At 47.0% G+C, this 15,313-nt stretch carries 10 protein-coding genes; 5 read left to right on the top strand and 5 right to left on the bottom strand.

What is annotated here, in order from left to right; translation table 11 throughout:
• Nucleotides 1-25 precede the first annotated feature (25 nt).
• Together NJR55_RS09580 and cysS are read right to left on the bottom strand one after the other, a co-directional pair.
• Nucleotides 26-1,570: a M17 family metallopeptidase gene (locus NJR55_RS09580; RefSeq protein WP_253619736.1), complete on the bottom strand. Its 1,545-nt coding sequence runs from the start codon at nt 1,568-1,570 to the stop codon at nt 26-28.
• 28 nt (nt 1,571-1,598) lie between these two features.
• Complete coding sequence (gene cysS, locus NJR55_RS09575; RefSeq protein ID WP_253619735.1) at nt 1,599-2,978, bottom strand: cysteine--tRNA ligase; 1,380 nt, start codon at nt 2,976-2,978, stop codon at nt 1,599-1,601.
• A gap of 117 nt (nt 2,979-3,095) precedes the next feature.
• On the opposite strand from cysS, the gene NJR55_RS09570 reads away from it, so the two are divergent.
• Nucleotides 3,096-3,593: a peptidylprolyl isomerase gene (locus tag NJR55_RS09570; protein ID WP_011234283.1), complete on the top strand. Its 498-nt coding sequence runs from the start codon at nt 3,096-3,098 to the stop codon at nt 3,591-3,593.
• 4 nt (nt 3,594-3,597) lie between these two features.
• A complete protein-coding gene (locus NJR55_RS09565; protein ID WP_253619734.1) occupies nt 3,598-4,299 on the top strand; it encodes a UDP-2,3-diacylglucosamine diphosphatase in 702 nt (233 codons plus the stop codon).
• Here NJR55_RS09565 and olsF read toward each other — a convergent pair.
• Complete coding sequence (gene olsF / locus NJR55_RS09560) at nt 4,281-5,984, bottom strand: bifunctional ornithine lipid synthase OlsF (RefSeq protein WP_253619733.1); 1,704 nt, start codon at nt 5,982-5,984, stop codon at nt 4,281-4,283. The two genes, NJR55_RS09565 and olsF, sit on opposite strands and share 19 nt — an antisense overlap.
• Nucleotides 5,985-6,112: 128 nt before the next feature.
• A complete protein-coding gene (locus tag NJR55_RS09555) occupies nt 6,113-7,759 on the bottom strand; it encodes a M28 family metallopeptidase (protein WP_253619732.1) in 1,647 nt (548 codons plus the stop codon).
• Between the two features lie 176 nt (nt 7,760-7,935).
• Here NJR55_RS09555 and NJR55_RS09550 point away from each other — a divergent pair, with 176 nt between their 5' ends.
• The 3 genes from NJR55_RS09550 to NJR55_RS09540 all read left to right on the top strand — a co-directional run bounded on the left by NJR55_RS09550 (nt 7,936) and on the right by NJR55_RS09540 (nt 12,887).
• Entirely contained in the window at nt 7,936-10,083 is a 2,148-nt protein-coding gene (locus NJR55_RS09550; protein ID WP_253619731.1) for a TonB-dependent receptor, read from the top strand.
• A 139-nt stretch (nt 10,084-10,222) separates the two neighbouring features.
• Nucleotides 10,223-12,454: a S9 family peptidase gene (locus NJR55_RS09545; RefSeq protein ID WP_253619730.1), complete on the top strand. Its 2,232-nt coding sequence runs from the start codon at nt 10,223-10,225 to the stop codon at nt 12,452-12,454.
• Nucleotides 12,455-12,494: 40 nt separating this feature from the next.
• Nucleotides 12,495-12,887: an acyl-CoA thioesterase gene (locus tag NJR55_RS09540; RefSeq protein ID WP_011234277.1), complete on the top strand. Its 393-nt coding sequence runs from the start codon at nt 12,495-12,497 to the stop codon at nt 12,885-12,887.
• An 18-nt stretch (nt 12,888-12,905) separates the two neighbouring features.
• On the opposite strand, the gene NJR55_RS09535 is transcribed toward NJR55_RS09540, so the two are convergent.
• Nucleotides 12,906-15,308, bottom strand: coding sequence for a zinc-dependent metalloprotease (locus NJR55_RS09535; RefSeq protein ID WP_253619729.1), 2,403 nt, complete (start codon nt 15,306-15,308; stop codon nt 12,906-12,908).
• Between the last annotated feature and the right edge of the window lie 5 nt (nt 15,309-15,313).

Below are 15,313 nucleotides of genomic sequence, written 5' to 3'. Positions count from 1 at the left end.
CTTTAATAAGGCGTTTTCGTAAAAGCTATTTCTTCAGGTAATGACCCGCCAGACAAGTAACCGGAGCTGCTGTTGGTTTGCCATGTTGCCAGTCTCCGCCTTCTACGCCGCTACCGGCAATATCAATATGGATATAACTTATTGGGTGTTCACTATCAATACCGTGATTGTCCAGACCGGAAACTCCGGTCAGAAATGCCATTGGGAATTGGTGTCCACGTGGCGTAGCGGCAGAAGGACCGTTGTTAGATGACAGTAAGTCATCACACAAGGTACGGCCTTTAACAAAGTCAAAGTCTTCACGACGCGACCAGGATATTTCTGTTGGATCACCATAGGTTTCACCGGCATCGAACAAAGCTTGAGCCAGATTCTGACGACGCGCATGGCCATTGGGTACCAGAGCGCTGTATGGACCTTTTGAAAGGGCTGCGTGGCCTGTCAGAGTTGCTACCGTGTACAACTCGTGTTCGCCGTCACTTTTCGCCGCTTCTTCGCGCAAATGCGACAACAAGTCGGCCATTATCAGGCGGCCTTCGGCATCGGTATTACCAATACGCACACGTTTGCCGCTGTGGCCGGTAATAATTTCATCGGCAACAAAAGCATCTGAACCAATGCTGTTACGTACCGCGCCAATTTCAGCAACCACATTAAGGTGTTCTGGCTGTAATTCTGAAACCGTTTTTAAGAAGCCGGCAACGCCCGCGGCACCACCTTTATCGCGGCTCATACCGGCCATATGACCACCTGTTTTTAAGTCAGCACCACCGGTATCATAAACAATACCTTTACCAGCGAACATGACCGTGCGCTCCGGGTTATTGCCGTGATACTCAAGGCGAATAACGCAGGGGCGATGACGCTCTACAGCCATTGACGAGCGACCAACTGCCGCCAACAAAGGATACTCATGCTGTAGCTGCTGATAGTCATCAATAACAGTGACCTTAACCGATGTGTGCGCAAAGGCCTGGCGGCAGTACTCAGCGAATTTGGGGGGTGCCATACGCTCAGGTTCGGTACCTGCAAGGTCGCGGGCAACGCGTTTACCGGCTTCAACTGCCATAGCCCACTCGGCGTCGAGCTCTCCGACTAAAATGACGTTCTGAGTCGGTTCAATGGCTTCTTCACCATGAGCTTCACGAGCTTCCAGTGGCTGGTAAAGTGCCTGACAAAAGCCAAGGTAAGCAGCCAAAAAGGCTTGCTGATAACGCTCGTCATTCACATTGACATTATTCAACGCGATAACCGGGTGGCGAGCACCGGCATCTTGTGCAACTTTTGCTGCCGCATGTGCCGCATCGAAAACTTGGCGGACATCGTCAAAGTCACGGTTTAACGGCCCGGTAGGCGCAGCGACCAAGCGCTGGCCGGGAACGCCGTCAGCTTTTAACAGTAAAGGTTGTTTGCCCACTCTTTGATCGGTAATTTGTGCCTGCTGAATAGTTTCAGCCAGAGCTGAGTCGTCAATAGAGTCAAAATTTCCAATTAAGATAAGTGCATCGGCACCATCTTTTGAGTATGCGTCAGCCAGTGAGCTGACGATTTGCAGTTGTGCAAATGCCATAGGTTGAACCTCTTAATCAGTTTGTCGGTTAAGCGCGACGCCAGCGGGTGCCTTCTGCACCATCTTCTAAGACAATACCCATGTTGGTTAACTCATCACGGGCTTCGTCTGCTGCAGCCCAGTCTTTATCTTCCCGGGCCTGATTACGCTTGGCAATCAACGCTTCAATTTTGGCGACATCGTCGTCATCGCCTTGTAAAAACTCTTCCGGAGACTGTTGCAGCAGCCCCATTACTTCAGACAGCTCAAGCAAAACGTGCGCTAATTGCGCGGCTGTGTCCGGAGCACTCTCGCGGTTACGGTTAATTTCCCGGGCAATTTCAAATAATACACTCATGGCTTCCGGCGCGTTTAAGTCATCGTCCATTGCCTGCTGAAAGCTCTGCCAGTATTTACTACGCAACTCTTCGCTGGCGGTTTGCGGTGTTACGTCACGCAATGCGGTGTATAAGCGCTCCAGAGCGGAGTGCGCCTGATCCAGATTTTCCTGAGTATAGTTCAGCTGCGAGCGATAGTGGCTCGACAGCAGAAAATAACGAACCGTTTCCGCGTCGTATTGTTCCAGTACGCTGCGAATCGTAAAAAAGTTACCTAGTGACTTCGACATTTTTTCATTGTCGACCTGAACCATACCACTGTGCATCCAGTACTTTACGTACTCAGATTGATTTGCGCAGCAGCTTTGAGCTATTTCATTTTCATGATGAGGAAAAGACAAGTCAGAGCCGCCACCATGAATATCGAAAGTGCTGCCTAGGTGCTTCTTATTCATTGCTGAACATTCAATATGCCAGCCCGGGCGACCTTCACCCCAGGGAGATGACCAGCTCGGTTCACCTGGTTTTGCTGCTTTCCATAAAACAAAGTCGAGTGGGTCTTGCTTGGCCGCATCAACATCAACCCGTGAACCCGCTTGTAACTGTTCTAAGTCCTGACGACTGAGCTTGCCATAATCGTTAAATGTAGAAACATCAAACAGAACGTCGCCGTTGCCGGCTTCATAGGCGTTGCCGTTTTCAATCAGGCGTTCAATCATCTGGATGATTTCATCCATATGACTGGTCACACGCGGTTCAATATCGGGACGGACTAAGTTCAACGCGTCGAAATCTTTGTGCATTTCCCGAATAAAACGCTCAGTCACCTGATGAAAATCTTCGCCTTTTTCAGCTGCACGTTTAATGATTTTGTCGTCCAGATCGGTGATATTGCGGACATATTTGACGCTGTACCCTAGCTTACGCAGATAACGCACGACAATATCAAAAGCGACATAAGTTCTGGCATGGCCAATATGGCAGTAGTCGTAAGTGGTAACACCGCAAACATAAATACCCACGTGGCCGGGTTGAATAGGCTCAAATGACTGCTTTTTGCGGGTCAGGGTGTTAAATACGGTTAATGCCATAAATAGTGTCTCTTACTTTTAAACGGTTAGCGATGAAAACTGGGGGCTTATGATACCACCTATGGTACGGCTCTGGTACACTATTGGCTGGTTTAGTCAATGAAACAGGTACATTCAATGCAAGTCGTTTTACATACCAACCATGGTGATATCACTTTAGAAATGCACAATGAAACCGCGCCTAAGACTGTAGATAACTTTTTACAGTATGCCCGTGACGGTTTTTATGACGGCACAATTTTTCACCGTATTATTAGTAACTTCATGGTGCAGGGCGGTGGTTTTGAGCCCGGCATGAAGCAAAAAGAAACACGCGCGAATATTGAAAACGAAGCGCCGACAGCAAAACCCAATGTGGTTGGCTCGGTGGCTATGGCGCGCACGCCCGATCCTCATTCAGCGTCGTCTCAGTTTTTCATTAACGTGAACGACAATGCCTTTTTAAACTTTCAGAATGAAACACCGAATGGCTATGGTTATTGTGTATTCGCTGAAGTTGTTGAAGGTATGGATGTGGTAAACACCATTAAAGACGTGAAAACCGGTTCAGCGGGCTTCCATCAAGACGTGCCGGTTGAAGACGTGGTTATTGAAAGTGTGTCGGTTAAAGACTGATTCCATGACCACCGGCTTTATCGCTGACTTACATTTAAGTCCGGGGCGGCCAGATATACTGGCTGCCTTTAGTGACTTTTGTCAGCAACACCGCAATCTTGATGCGCTTTATATTCTGGGCGATTTGTTCGATGCCTGGTTGGGTGATGACGACACCAGCGAGTTTGCAGCGCAAGTAAAAAATCAGCTGAAGCATATGACAGACAGTGGTGTGCGCCTTTATTTCATGGCCGGAAACCGCGACTTCATGGTGGGCGAGCGTTTTGCCAGCGACGTTGGCTTAACCCTTCTCCCGGATGAAACGGTCATTGACTTGTATGGCGAGCGGGTACTACTGATGCATGGTGATACCTTATGCACGCTGGATAAAGGTTACCTGCGTTATCGGGCTATTATCCAGAATGCTCTGGTCAAAGGTATTATGCGTAGCTTACCCTTGTCCTGGCGTATGCGTATTGCAAACCGGTTACGGCAAAAATCCAGTAGCCAAAGACCTGAATTAACCCCCGAACAGCTTTATAAAATGGATGCTCAGCACAACGAAGTGCTGTGTGTTATGGAAAATCACAGCGTTAGGAAGCTCATTCATGGTCACACACACCGGCCAGCAGTGCATTGCTTCACACTCGCTGATGGCAAACCCGCTAAACGTATTGTACTGGGTGACTGGTATCAGCAGGCCAGTGCTTATCTCGTTTCTAAATAACGCTTGCGCTTTTTCGCACTGAGTTTGGTGGTATCCACTAACACCAGCCCATCTATCGAATGATTAAAATCCGGGTCAACGCCAAACTCTAAAAACTGTACTCCGCCGGGTTCACATAGCTCCGAGTATTGTTTGTAAAGTGTGGGAATGGCAGAGCCGATATTCGCCATGTAGCTTTTTAGCAGAACAAATTCATCGGCGTAGTTGTTACCGGTAAAGTCAGGCACTGTTGAGTCGGTGTTTAAACGATAAGGAATATTTGCTCTGGCCATTGCTGTTTGCGGTGGAAAATGGCTGCTGTAAAATTTAACTAAAGCTGCCTGCGCATCTTTTGGTAACGCATTGCTAATACTGACGGAGCCAAATAAGTAGCGATAATTAGGGTGCTTACGTAACAGCGCGCCAATACCAACCCAGAGATAGTCCAGGCTGCGTTTACCCCAGTACCGGGGTTGTACAAATGAACGGCCCAGCTCCAGACTTTGCGGAAAAAGCTCCTTCATAGCGTCTGAGAACTCATAGAATCCGTCACTGTAGAGTCCGTTTTGGCCGTGCGCTTCTATTATTTTTTTACAGTCGCCCAGACGGTAAGCACCGGCAATTTCAAGATCGTCCGGATCCCAGAGTATCAGGTGCATATACCAGGTATCGTACTCATCAAGGTCGCGTTTACGCCAGGTACCTTCGCCTACGGTGCGAAAAGCGATTTCTCGTAAGCGACCTATCTCCCGAAGAATAGGAGAGCTACCACTAAATTCATACAGATAAATCTTTTTGCCACATGGGGTTTCACCGAGTAATTCACAGGCCTCAATAGCCGCTTTCAAAGGTTGGCGCGATTCAGGACGGGCTATTGCTGTCTGGGTTGGGAAAATTGATTTTTTTTGAGTACCTAAACGGTACAAGTGCTTTTTAAACAGTTTAACCTGCTGGTTCACACTCAGGCCTTGGTGCAGAAAGGCTTCAACCGGAATTCTTTGGCCTATATGACATTTAACCTGCTTACGTTGCTGGCGAAACATTTCTTTCACCAGGAGCATTGTGGCTAAAGGTTTATAGACCATAGAAGCGGTGTAAAACCAGGCTGAATTATGAGCGTCGAGACGTATGGGCAAAATGTCACTTTGGGTTGCCTTGGCTATTTTCAGAAAGCCACTTTGCCAGTGTGTGTCACGTACCCCGTTAGGGCGTAACCGGGAAACCTCACCGGCAGGAAATAGTATGACGCACCCTTCGTCGTGAAGGTGGTTGTGTATGTTGCGAATGTCTTTGCGGCTGGGTTTGCCGCCAAAGACATTAACCGGCAGCAACAGGGAGTTAAGCGGTTCGAGTGCAGACAGCCATTCATTGGCAACTATTTTTACATCGCTGCGCATTTCACTGACTAACTTTAATAACGCCAGCCCATCAAGAGAGCCTATCGGATGATTCGCAATAATAACCAGACGTCCGCTTACAGGGATATTATCCAGTTCTTGCGAAGAGTAGGAGTAAGTGAAATTGAAGTAGTCCAGAGTGTGTTCAACAAAGTCTATGCCTTCTAAAGAGGGAGAGCTTTTGCCAAACTTCTGAATGTCTTCTTCGTGTAAAAGGTTGCGTAAAACCCAGGTTGTTGGCTTCTCTAACCAGGGTTTACCTTTAATGAGTGGAAGCTTGTCATTAACGACTTTGTCTACAGATAACATCGAGTGCTCCGGCAGCTACTGATGCTAAAAGTGTAGAGAGCGTAAATGACAGTTTAATGACGGTCGCTGACAAAAAAAAGGGGCCGGTTAGGGCCCCATGGAATTCGTTCTGTATTTTAACCGTAAGCTTAGTCGTTAAATTGCTTACCGAAGAACGAGTCTTCCAGCCACTGTGGACGCTTATCAGCGTTCGCAATTTCTTTACCAATGGCAAAGTTAATGTTGGTAAAGCGGGCTCCGGCTTCGTAGTTAATATCTAAATTGAGTCCATCGCTGGGCTTGTGATAGTGCTCAGCAAAAAACTCGCCCCAGACTTCGCCGCCGTCTTCACCTTCGGTACGTGAGGTAAAGCCGGTCATTAAAAATACCGCCGGAATGCCTTTTTTGACCAGAGTGTAATGGTCTGAGCGCGTAAAAATAGCCTGCTCAGGCATAGGGTCAGGGCTTTGCTTTGTATCGAATTGCTGGGCTGCCTTGCTAACGGTGTCACCCAAAGTTGAATGGGAAGCACCAAAGGCAATGACATCGGCAAAATCATACAGTAGTACCGGCATATCCAGGTTTACGTTTGCTACGATATTTTCTAAAGGAACCGTTGGGTTATTGGCAAAGTAGTCCGCACCTAACAGACCTTTTTCTTCTGCGGTGACCGACAAGAACATAATTGAACGGTCAAATTCTTGCTCTGACTCTACAAACAAACGCGCGGTTTCCAGCATGATAGAAACACCACTGGCATTATCCATAGCGCCATTATTGATATTGTCTTCGCGACTCATGTCTTTTATCACGCCAATATGATCGGAATGCGCAGTGTAAACAACATATTCGTCTTTCAGCGTTTTGTCAGAACCCGGCAATACAGCTGCGACGTTAGGGCTGGAAATTTCCTCGTGACGAGATTCGCGAGCCAGAGTGACTTGACCTTCCAGTTCAAACCCTTTAGGAGAGAAGTCCGGGTCTTCTTCGATTTTCTCGAAGATAGTGCTTAATTCAGTCGGTGCGTTGGCAAACAGTTTTTGTGCAGGTTCGTCATCAATATAGGCTGATCCCTTTAATTGCTGTTCTTCACCCTTAGGTAAGCCATTAGGACCTAACCAGGTCATGCGAGGTGTCTTGGTGTAATAAACACTGGTTTCGTATTTGCGAGTTTTTTCGCGCACTGGCGTGTGTAGTGTAATAATGCCAACAGCACCTTTTTCGCGGGCAATATCACTTTTAATGTTGGCCAGGTGAGCACCTTCCTCGCTAGGTAAAAATTCCGGACGGCCTGTTAACATGACAACAATTTTGCCTTCTACGTCAAGGGCGTTGTAGTCATCAAGACCAAACTCAGGAGCTTCCATACCATAGCCGACAAAAACTAATGGCGCAGTAATTTCATCTTTTTCTTCATAATGACTTGGACCGGTAATGAATTGCTTAGGGAATTCAAACTCGACCACTTCACCATTGTTTTCAAAGGTCATTCGGGCGCTGTTTTCTTTCAGTGTACTTTTACGAAAAGGAATGCGCTGATAATAAGTGCCGTCATCACCAGCAGGCTCAAGGCCTAACTGTTTGAACTCAGAAACGATGTAGTTCGAGGCAATTTCGTGCTCGTTACTACCAGTTTCACGACCTTTAAGGTCATCGTCTGCAAGAAACTCTAAATGAGCACGAATATTGGACTCTTCAGCACGGATTTCCGTCGTTTGTGATTCGGGTTCTGATGCGCCACAAGCCGCTACCAGCAGGCTTAATGTGACGGGCAGAAGAATATGGGATGGCTTCATATCATGTCCTTGGTTTTATTTTTATCATAATAGCGAAGCTAGTGTACCGCAGCAGATAACAGACAACCAGAGTGGATAATTGAAAGAGTGTTGCAAAACGTATCAGGATTTCGTAATGTTATATTATTACAATAACGAGATGGCGTTAATCTGAAACAACGTTAACTGGAGTGGTTATGAAACTGAATGCGTTAACTCTTGCATTACTGGCAACAAGTACCGTCGCGCATGCGCAACAGCAAGAAGAACATGAACACATTAATGACTATGAAGTCATTGTCATTAATGCCAGCCCGCTGGATAAGACGGCACTTGAATCAGCACAGCCTGTCAATATTATTTCCGGTGACGCGCTTAAGCAAAAGAATGCCCATAGTCTGGGGGAAACTCTGGCAATGGAACCGGGCATCAATAACACCCATTTCGCGAATGTCGCCGGTAGCCCGATTATTCGTGGACTGGGTGGGCCGAGAGTGAAAATTACTCAAAATGGTCTCGATACTGGTGACGTATCCCGTGGTGGTCCCGACCATGCAGTTACAACTGAAACCAGTACAGCACAACAAATTGAGGTATTAAGGGGGCCGGCAACTTTGCTTTACGGTAGTGGGGCAATTGGTGGCGTGATTAACGTGGTCGACAACCGGATCCCTTCTGAGCCTGTTTACGGCATTCAAGGTAATGCCAATGTGTCAGCCTCAACCAACAATGATAACAAAGAAGGTTCTTACGACTTACAAATAGGCAATGGTCGCTGGGCACTTTATACCGATGCTTTTATTCGTCGCGCAAATGATTATGAGACGCCATCCTTTACGAATGACGAAGGTGAAACGGTGGACCATGTTGAGAACTCGTTCATTGACGCTCAAGGTGGCACCATTGGCGCCAGTTACCAGTTTGATGACGGCTTTTTCGGAGTATCATACCAGGGGCTTTATCAGGAGTACGGTATTCCCGGTCATGACCACGGTCATGGTGAGGAAGAAGATGAGCATGAGGAAGAGCCCGGTCATGAAGAAGAGCATGACCACGCAGAGGCCGGCCCTTATGCAGAGCTGGAGCAGGAACGTATTCAATTCGCCGGTCAATGGCGTAACCCTTTTAGTGGCTTTAACCGCTTAGATTTTCGTGCCGCTTTAACCGATTACCAACACCAGGAAATTGAAGACAACTTCGTTGCAACTCAATTTGAAAATGAGCAAAAAGAGATACGACTGATTGGTCAGCATAAAGAGATTGCAGGGTGGAAAGGTGCTGTCGGCTGGCAGTGGGACATCAGCGATAAATCTGCTTTTGGGGAAGAAGCCTTCACGCCGAACACGTCTCGCCGTACTCAAGGCTTGTTCTGGGTCGTAGAGCAGGAATTTGGAGCTCATCACGTTGATTTAGGTGTTCGTCACGAGCGTACATCGCTTTCAAGCGAAGAGCGCAAACTGGATACCTTTGATGCAACTTCAGCGTCTGCCGGTTACCTCTATCATTTCAGTGACCACACATCGGTTTCATTTAACCTCAGTCATGCAGAAAGAGCTCCGGCTGCAAATGAAGTTTTTGCTAACGGGAATCACTTTGCAACCCGTACTTACGAGCTAGGCCTGGGTTATGAGCTGCATGAAGAAGAGCTTAACGAGTATCATGTTGAGCCGAATGATGTTGCGATTAAAACTGAAACGTCAAACAACATTGATGCCGGGTTCCATTATGAAAATGACAGTTTTCATGCAAATTTGAACGTGTTCTACAACCGCGTTGATGACTTCATTTACGATGATTTTATTGGCCTGAACAGTGAACAATTGCATGGTGATGAAGACCATGACCACGATGAACATGCCCATGAAGAGGAGCATGCTCATGAACACGGCGGTCTGCAAGTCGTTCAGTTTAAACAAGTTGACGCCGAGCTTTATGGCTACGAACTTGAGTTAGACTGGAAATTCGCGGAGCAATGGTCGCTTCACGGCTTTAGTGATTACACTCGAGCAAAACAGCGTGATGGCGATGATTTGCCGAGAATTCCGGCTCAACGCGTTGGTACAGAAGTACGTTATCAGGCCGTTGGCTGGGATGGTGCTATCGGTTACACGCGCTATATGGAACAGGATAAAATAGGGCAAAATGAGACCGTAACCGATGCCTATGGCTTACTCAACGCCCGCGTCAACTTTTACCCTGAGTGGTTAGCAAATTACGGTGCTACTCTTTACCTGAAGGGTGAAAACCTGACGGATCAGTTAGGCTTTGTGCACAGCTCCTTTATAAAAGATGATGCGCCTGTTACAGGTCGTCGTTTTCAGGCTGGAGTTTCTATTAGCTTCTAATTGAACAGCCCTCCGGAAAATAACGCTATCGTCGTAATTCGGCGGTAGCGTTTTCGTGTTATTTCACCGCAGCCAACCGATTTTTATCCCGAACTTTGTTAGTATTAACGGGAATAAACCAACTGTTGGATCTTACATCATGCCTTTTTTCTTTGATCGTCGTATTCAGACGATTGCCGTTATTTTTTTTGGCTGTTTTAGCCTCTCTGTTTTTGCCGAAGAGTTAACTATAGAGCGTCTATTTAGTGCTCCTGGTCTTACGGGTGAAACACCAAAATCATTAAAGTTTGCGCCTGGCGGTCAATACCTTTCTTATTTAAAAGGCAGTAAGGAAGAGCCGCAACGTTACGATCTCTGGTTATATGATATCGAAGCCGATACACATAAATTGTTAGTCGCAGCAGACCAGATCGCTGCCAATGAGCTTGAATTATCTGACGAAGAGAAAGCCCGCAGGGAACGTCAGCGCATTAGCGGCAATGGTATAATTGAGTACAGCTGGTCAGCAAAAGGGGATGCACTACTGTTCCCCTATAACGGCGACGTTTTTTACTACCAGACTGACGACGACAAAGTGACTCAGCTGACAAAAACTGATGCTTTTGAAACTGACGTTAAGTTCTCGCCAAAAAGCAGCTACGTGTCTTTTGTCCGGGAACAGAATTTGTACTTTATTGACCTTGCCAGTGGTGAAGAACATGCGGTTACAACCAAAGGCGGTGAAACGCTTAAGTTTGGCATGGCAGAGTTTGTTGCACAGGAAGAAATGAAGCGCATGACCGGTTACTGGTGGGCGCCGGATGAGTCAGCTATCGCGTTAACTAAAGTCGATGAAAGCCCTGTTCCTCTCGCTACCCGCAGTGAAATATACGCAGACCGAATTGAAACCATACAACAGCGTTATCCGTTCGCCGGAAGTGACAACGTAGAGATTGACCTGGGTGTATATCAAATTGCCGATAAACAGACCAACTGGCTGCAGCTGAATAATTTGAATGATGGGTATTTAGCCCGGGTTAAGTGGGTTGGTGACAGCAATCGTTTGAGTTACCAATGGCAAAGCAGAAATCAGCAGGCACTGACGCTTTGGCTTTATAATCGAGCAAGCGAAACTCAGCGTGAGTTGTTGACAGAAACCTCGGATAGCTGGCTGAATCTGCACGATGACTTGTATTTCTTAAATGATAATAAGCATTTCATTTGGGCATCTGAACGAAGTGGTTTCAAACACCTTTATTTATATCGTCTGGACGGGTCGTTAATTCGTCAATTGAGTTCGGGTGATTGGCAAGTAGATGAACTGGAAGCGATTGATGAAAGTACTGGCACGCTGTACTTTACCGCTCGGAAAAAATCACCACTAGAATCTCATCTGTATCGTACCCAGCTAAATGCAAGTTCTGCGGCCAACCCAACGCGCATTACAACGCGCGAAGGTATGCACCGTATTGAATTTGATGCCGATGTGCGCTTGTATCTGGATACCTATTCATCGCCTCAGCAGCCTAAACAAGTGAGTTTGCACGGGCCAACAGGTAATCATTTGGTGTGGTTGGCCAAAAACGAAGTGACAGATGAGCATCCACTGTCTCCTTACTTGAGAAACTGGCGTTACCCTGAGTTCGGTGAGCTAAAAGCTGAAGACGGGCAGACGCTTTATTACAAAATGACCAAGCCAAGAGATTTTGATGCAGAAAAAAAATATCCGGTGCTGGTGTATGTTTACGGCGGTCCCGGAGCGCAGCGAGTAACCAAAAGCTGGGGCAGTGGTTTTGTTCAGTATATGGCTCAACAGGGCTTTATTGTTTTCACTCTGGATAACCGCGGTTCGGCGAATAGAGGGAAGCGTTTTGAGGCACCTATTTATAAGAATATGGGCAGCCCGGAAGTCGACGATCAGGTGGTTGGGGTTAAGTATTTAACCAGCCTGCCTTATGTCGACCCAAAGCGCATCGGTATATATGGTCACAGTTACGGCGGTTACATGTCGCTGCTGGCTATGTTTAAAGCACCTGAATATTTTAAGGCTGGAGTGGCTGGCGCACCGGTAACCGACTGGCGTTTGTATGATACGCATTATACCGAACGTTTTATGGGTATGCCGGGTGATGGTGACGCCTATAAAAACTCATCGGTTTTTCCATACAGTAAAAATTTAAAAGGTGATTTACTGATTTATCATGGAATGGCCGATGACAATGTTTTGTTTACTCATAGCACGAAGCTCTATAAGCAGTTGCAGGACAATGCTCAGGCTTTTGAAATGATGAATTATCCGGGGAAAAAGCATTCTATTAACGGGCGTAATACAAAAATTCATTTATATTCAATGATTGCTCAATTTTTTCAACAAACCATTGGCGAACAATAGGTTATAATATGTACATATCTTCCATGAACAAGGAGTGACTATGCGCTTTTTATCTCGCCGACTGGTTATGCCAAATGATTTGAACTTTGCCGGTTCGCTATTTGGTGGCCGTATTTTAGAATGGATTGACGAAGAAGCTTATATCTTTGCCAGTTGCCAGTTAGGGGCAAAAAGCCTGGTAACTAAGCATATTGGTGCTATTACCTTTGAAACTTCTGCGTTTCAGGGCGATGTCGTTGAATTTGGTCTGCAGGTAAAATCTGTGGGACGTACGTCATTAGCTATTACTTGTCTGGTGCGCAATAAGCACACCAAGCAAAATATTTGTTCAGCTGATGATATTGTTTTCGTACACATTGATCCGGAAACTCGTCAGCCAACGCCTCATGGCAAAACCAAAGAGCAGTTAGACGATTTTCCAGAGCCGCTGTAAGCGGCCCTGGCTTTATCTTTAGATTGGCGAACCCGGCGGTAACGGCTCGGGTTCGTATTGTTCCGGCCATTCCCCTTCGTTTAAGAATTTATCTAAATCCTTTGCTAATTGCTGTATTAGTAGTGAGTCGGACTTGGCAAGCTGCTGTTGTTGTTCAGCCAGCTCGGCTCGCATAACTAACCGGGTTTCTGCAGCCAATCCCGAATTTTTTACCGCTCTTACTTCGGCGTTGATGGCCGTTGCCAGCAAGCGCTGCTGAACAGGATCTTGCTTCGCGTTTTCCCAGTCGCTGAAAACGGTATTAAAAATAGCTGTCATCAGTCCGGCCGGAGAGGGTACGCGGTCGTTGTCCGCGTGTTGTTGTGCTAACCGGTTCAGACGCTGGCTGTTTAACATCAAACTTAAACTATGATCCGCGGCACTGGCAGCCATGCTGACGGTATCGGGTATTAGCCCTGTTTTACCATTGAAGTTCTCGCGCGACGGGCTTTCACCGTAAGCTGCTGGAACCAGCCATTGTTTAATATGCGAAGGCACACGCAAAGTATCTGCCTGAATGGTTTTTAACAACTGTTTCAGAGCAGCTTGTTGTCTGGCAGCACCTACCGGCTGGTAGTCGTCCGTAGAGTCGTCAGCCATAAAATAATGGTAATTAACACCACCCAGCCATTTTACTGCTGCTTCGGTCTGGTATCTGTGCAATAAGTAAATAGGTACAAAAGTCGATTGTAACTGGCTTAACGGCTGATCGTTGTTCAGCATCTCTTTGCTGAAATTATCCAGCACTTGCTGGCGCACAGAAAGCAGTCGCTCAAGCTCGGTAACAGGTTCGCTACCGTTATCCCATAAATGTGCCTGAGGGTGAGCACCACCGGCGGGGCGTGCATCTCTGTCTGAAATAAAGCTGAGATTGAGCGTTTTATTTTCGTCCAGAATACGAGTTAGTTGCTCGTCAGACGATGGCATACCGCCAAAGTCACTGTACCCATAAGCCAGAACCTGTTTGTCCCAGGTTCCTAAGCCTTCGGTATAAGCGTTGCTTAGGCTTAAACCGCCATCGGTTGTCAGGTTCACCAACGGGTGAGGGTAGTCCATAACGGAAGCTCTGTCTGAGGCACTGGCAGCAAAGTTATGAGCAATTCCTAAGGTATGGCCTATTTCGTGTGCACTTAATTGACGAATACGAGCCAGAGCCATATTTTTTACTGCGCTCTTAAGTTCACTGGGGTCTTCGATAAAAGGCGTTAACAAGCCTTCGGCTATTTTCATATCCTGGCGGACACGCAGCGATCCTAGGGTGACATGACCTTTAATGATTTCGCCGGTACGAGGGTCTACTACCGACGAGCCGTAAGACCAGCCACGGGTTGCACGGTGAACCCACTGGATGACGTTATAGCGCACATCCATAGGGTCAGCATCGTCGGGCAGAACTTTTACCTGAAAAGCATTCTCGTAACCTAAGGCCTTAAAGCCCTCAGCCCACCAGCGGGCACCTTCAAGCAATGCCGTTTTGACAGGTTCCGGTGCACCCGGGTCAAGATAATAAACAATAGGTTCACGCGCTTCACTTTGTGAGGCAATAGGGTCCTTCTTATTCAACCGGTGACGCGGGATATATTGCACGGTCATCGATTCACCAAGAGGTGCGGCGTAGTCTTTAAAGCTGTGAGCCCAAAAGCCGCTGTTTGGATGAAAGTCCCGGGGTTGGTATCCGGCGTCAGGTAACTTTATAAAAGAGTGGTGCAGGTGCAAAGAAAGTGCATCGGCGTTGGCCGCAACCTGATTGACCCACTGCCCTTTTCCGTCACCGACAAAAGTGACTTTTGCTTCCAGTTCGGTATTTTCCGTAAAGGCTTTACTGCGTTCAGGGTAAATCACTGAGCGGCTTGTATCGGCCTTAAATTGTCCTTGCTCGGTTTGCTGTAAGCGCTTACTAACACCGTGTACATCACTTAACAAGTAAGGGGTGTAGTCTATTAACACTCGTTCATCGTTGCTCGCAACAACGTCAAAACCATAGAGTACGGCATCGGCAAATGCTTGATTGACGCTGCTGCGTTCAGCCTGATTCCGCGTTTGTGCACGAAACTCGGTATTGTGTTGAACCAATAATGCCTTATTTCCTTCAACATGAAATGATGCTAACCGAGTTTCACCCAGTTGACCGCGGTCCAGCCCGACATCATTAGAACCTAAGCCCCAGGGAAGACTGGTTTGAAAAATAAACTGTGATCCTTGTCTGGGTACTTCCAGATAAAACTTTGCATTCGCTTCATCGTGGTAAAAAGTGAAAAAACCGGGGTGCTCCTGAAATGACGAGGTGAACTGGTCAATGCTGGGAACTTCGGTTTTTGCCTGAGCCGTTATCGACATTAACAAAGCGAGTAACAGCAGGGTTTTTGAAAGAAAGCTTTGCATTTTTA

It is taken from the genome of Idiomarina rhizosphaerae, assembly GCF_024159085.1.
Lineage (GTDB): Bacteria > Pseudomonadota > Gammaproteobacteria > Enterobacterales > Alteromonadaceae > Idiomarina > Idiomarina rhizosphaerae.
The sequence above is the reverse complement of the archived record's forward strand: the minus strand, read 5'-3'. Positions and strand labels throughout refer to the sequence as shown.

What these genes read in the sequence shown, in the direction of transcription:
- NJR55_RS09580 (WP_253619736.1), bottom strand. Translation starts at nt 1,570, where the DNA reads ATGGCATTTGCACAACTGCAAATCGTCAGCTCACTGGCTGACGCATAC.
- cysS (WP_253619735.1), bottom strand. Translation starts at nt 2,978, where the DNA reads ATGGCATTAACCGTATTTAACACCCTGACCCGCAAAAAGCAGTCATTT.
- NJR55_RS09570 (WP_011234283.1), top strand. Translation starts at nt 3,096, where the DNA reads ATGCAAGTCGTTTTACATACCAACCATGGTGATATCACTTTAGAAATG.
- NJR55_RS09565 (WP_253619734.1), top strand. Translation starts at nt 3,598, where the DNA reads ATGACCACCGGCTTTATCGCTGACTTACATTTAAGTCCGGGGCGGCCA.
- olsF (WP_253619733.1), bottom strand. Translation starts at nt 5,984, where the DNA reads ATGTTATCTGTAGACAAAGTCGTTAATGACAAGCTTCCACTCATTAAA.
- NJR55_RS09555 (WP_253619732.1), bottom strand. Translation starts at nt 7,759, where the DNA reads ATGAAGCCATCCCATATTCTTCTGCCCGTCACATTAAGCCTGCTGGTA.
- NJR55_RS09550 (WP_253619731.1), top strand. Translation starts at nt 7,936, where the DNA reads ATGAAACTGAATGCGTTAACTCTTGCATTACTGGCAACAAGTACCGTC.
- NJR55_RS09545 (WP_253619730.1), top strand. Translation starts at nt 10,223, where the DNA reads ATGCCTTTTTTCTTTGATCGTCGTATTCAGACGATTGCCGTTATTTTT.
- NJR55_RS09540 (WP_011234277.1), top strand. Translation starts at nt 12,495, where the DNA reads ATGCGCTTTTTATCTCGCCGACTGGTTATGCCAAATGATTTGAACTTT.
- NJR55_RS09535 (WP_253619729.1), bottom strand. Translation starts at nt 15,308, where the DNA reads ATGCAAAGCTTTCTTTCAAAAACCCTGCTGTTACTCGCTTTGTTAATG.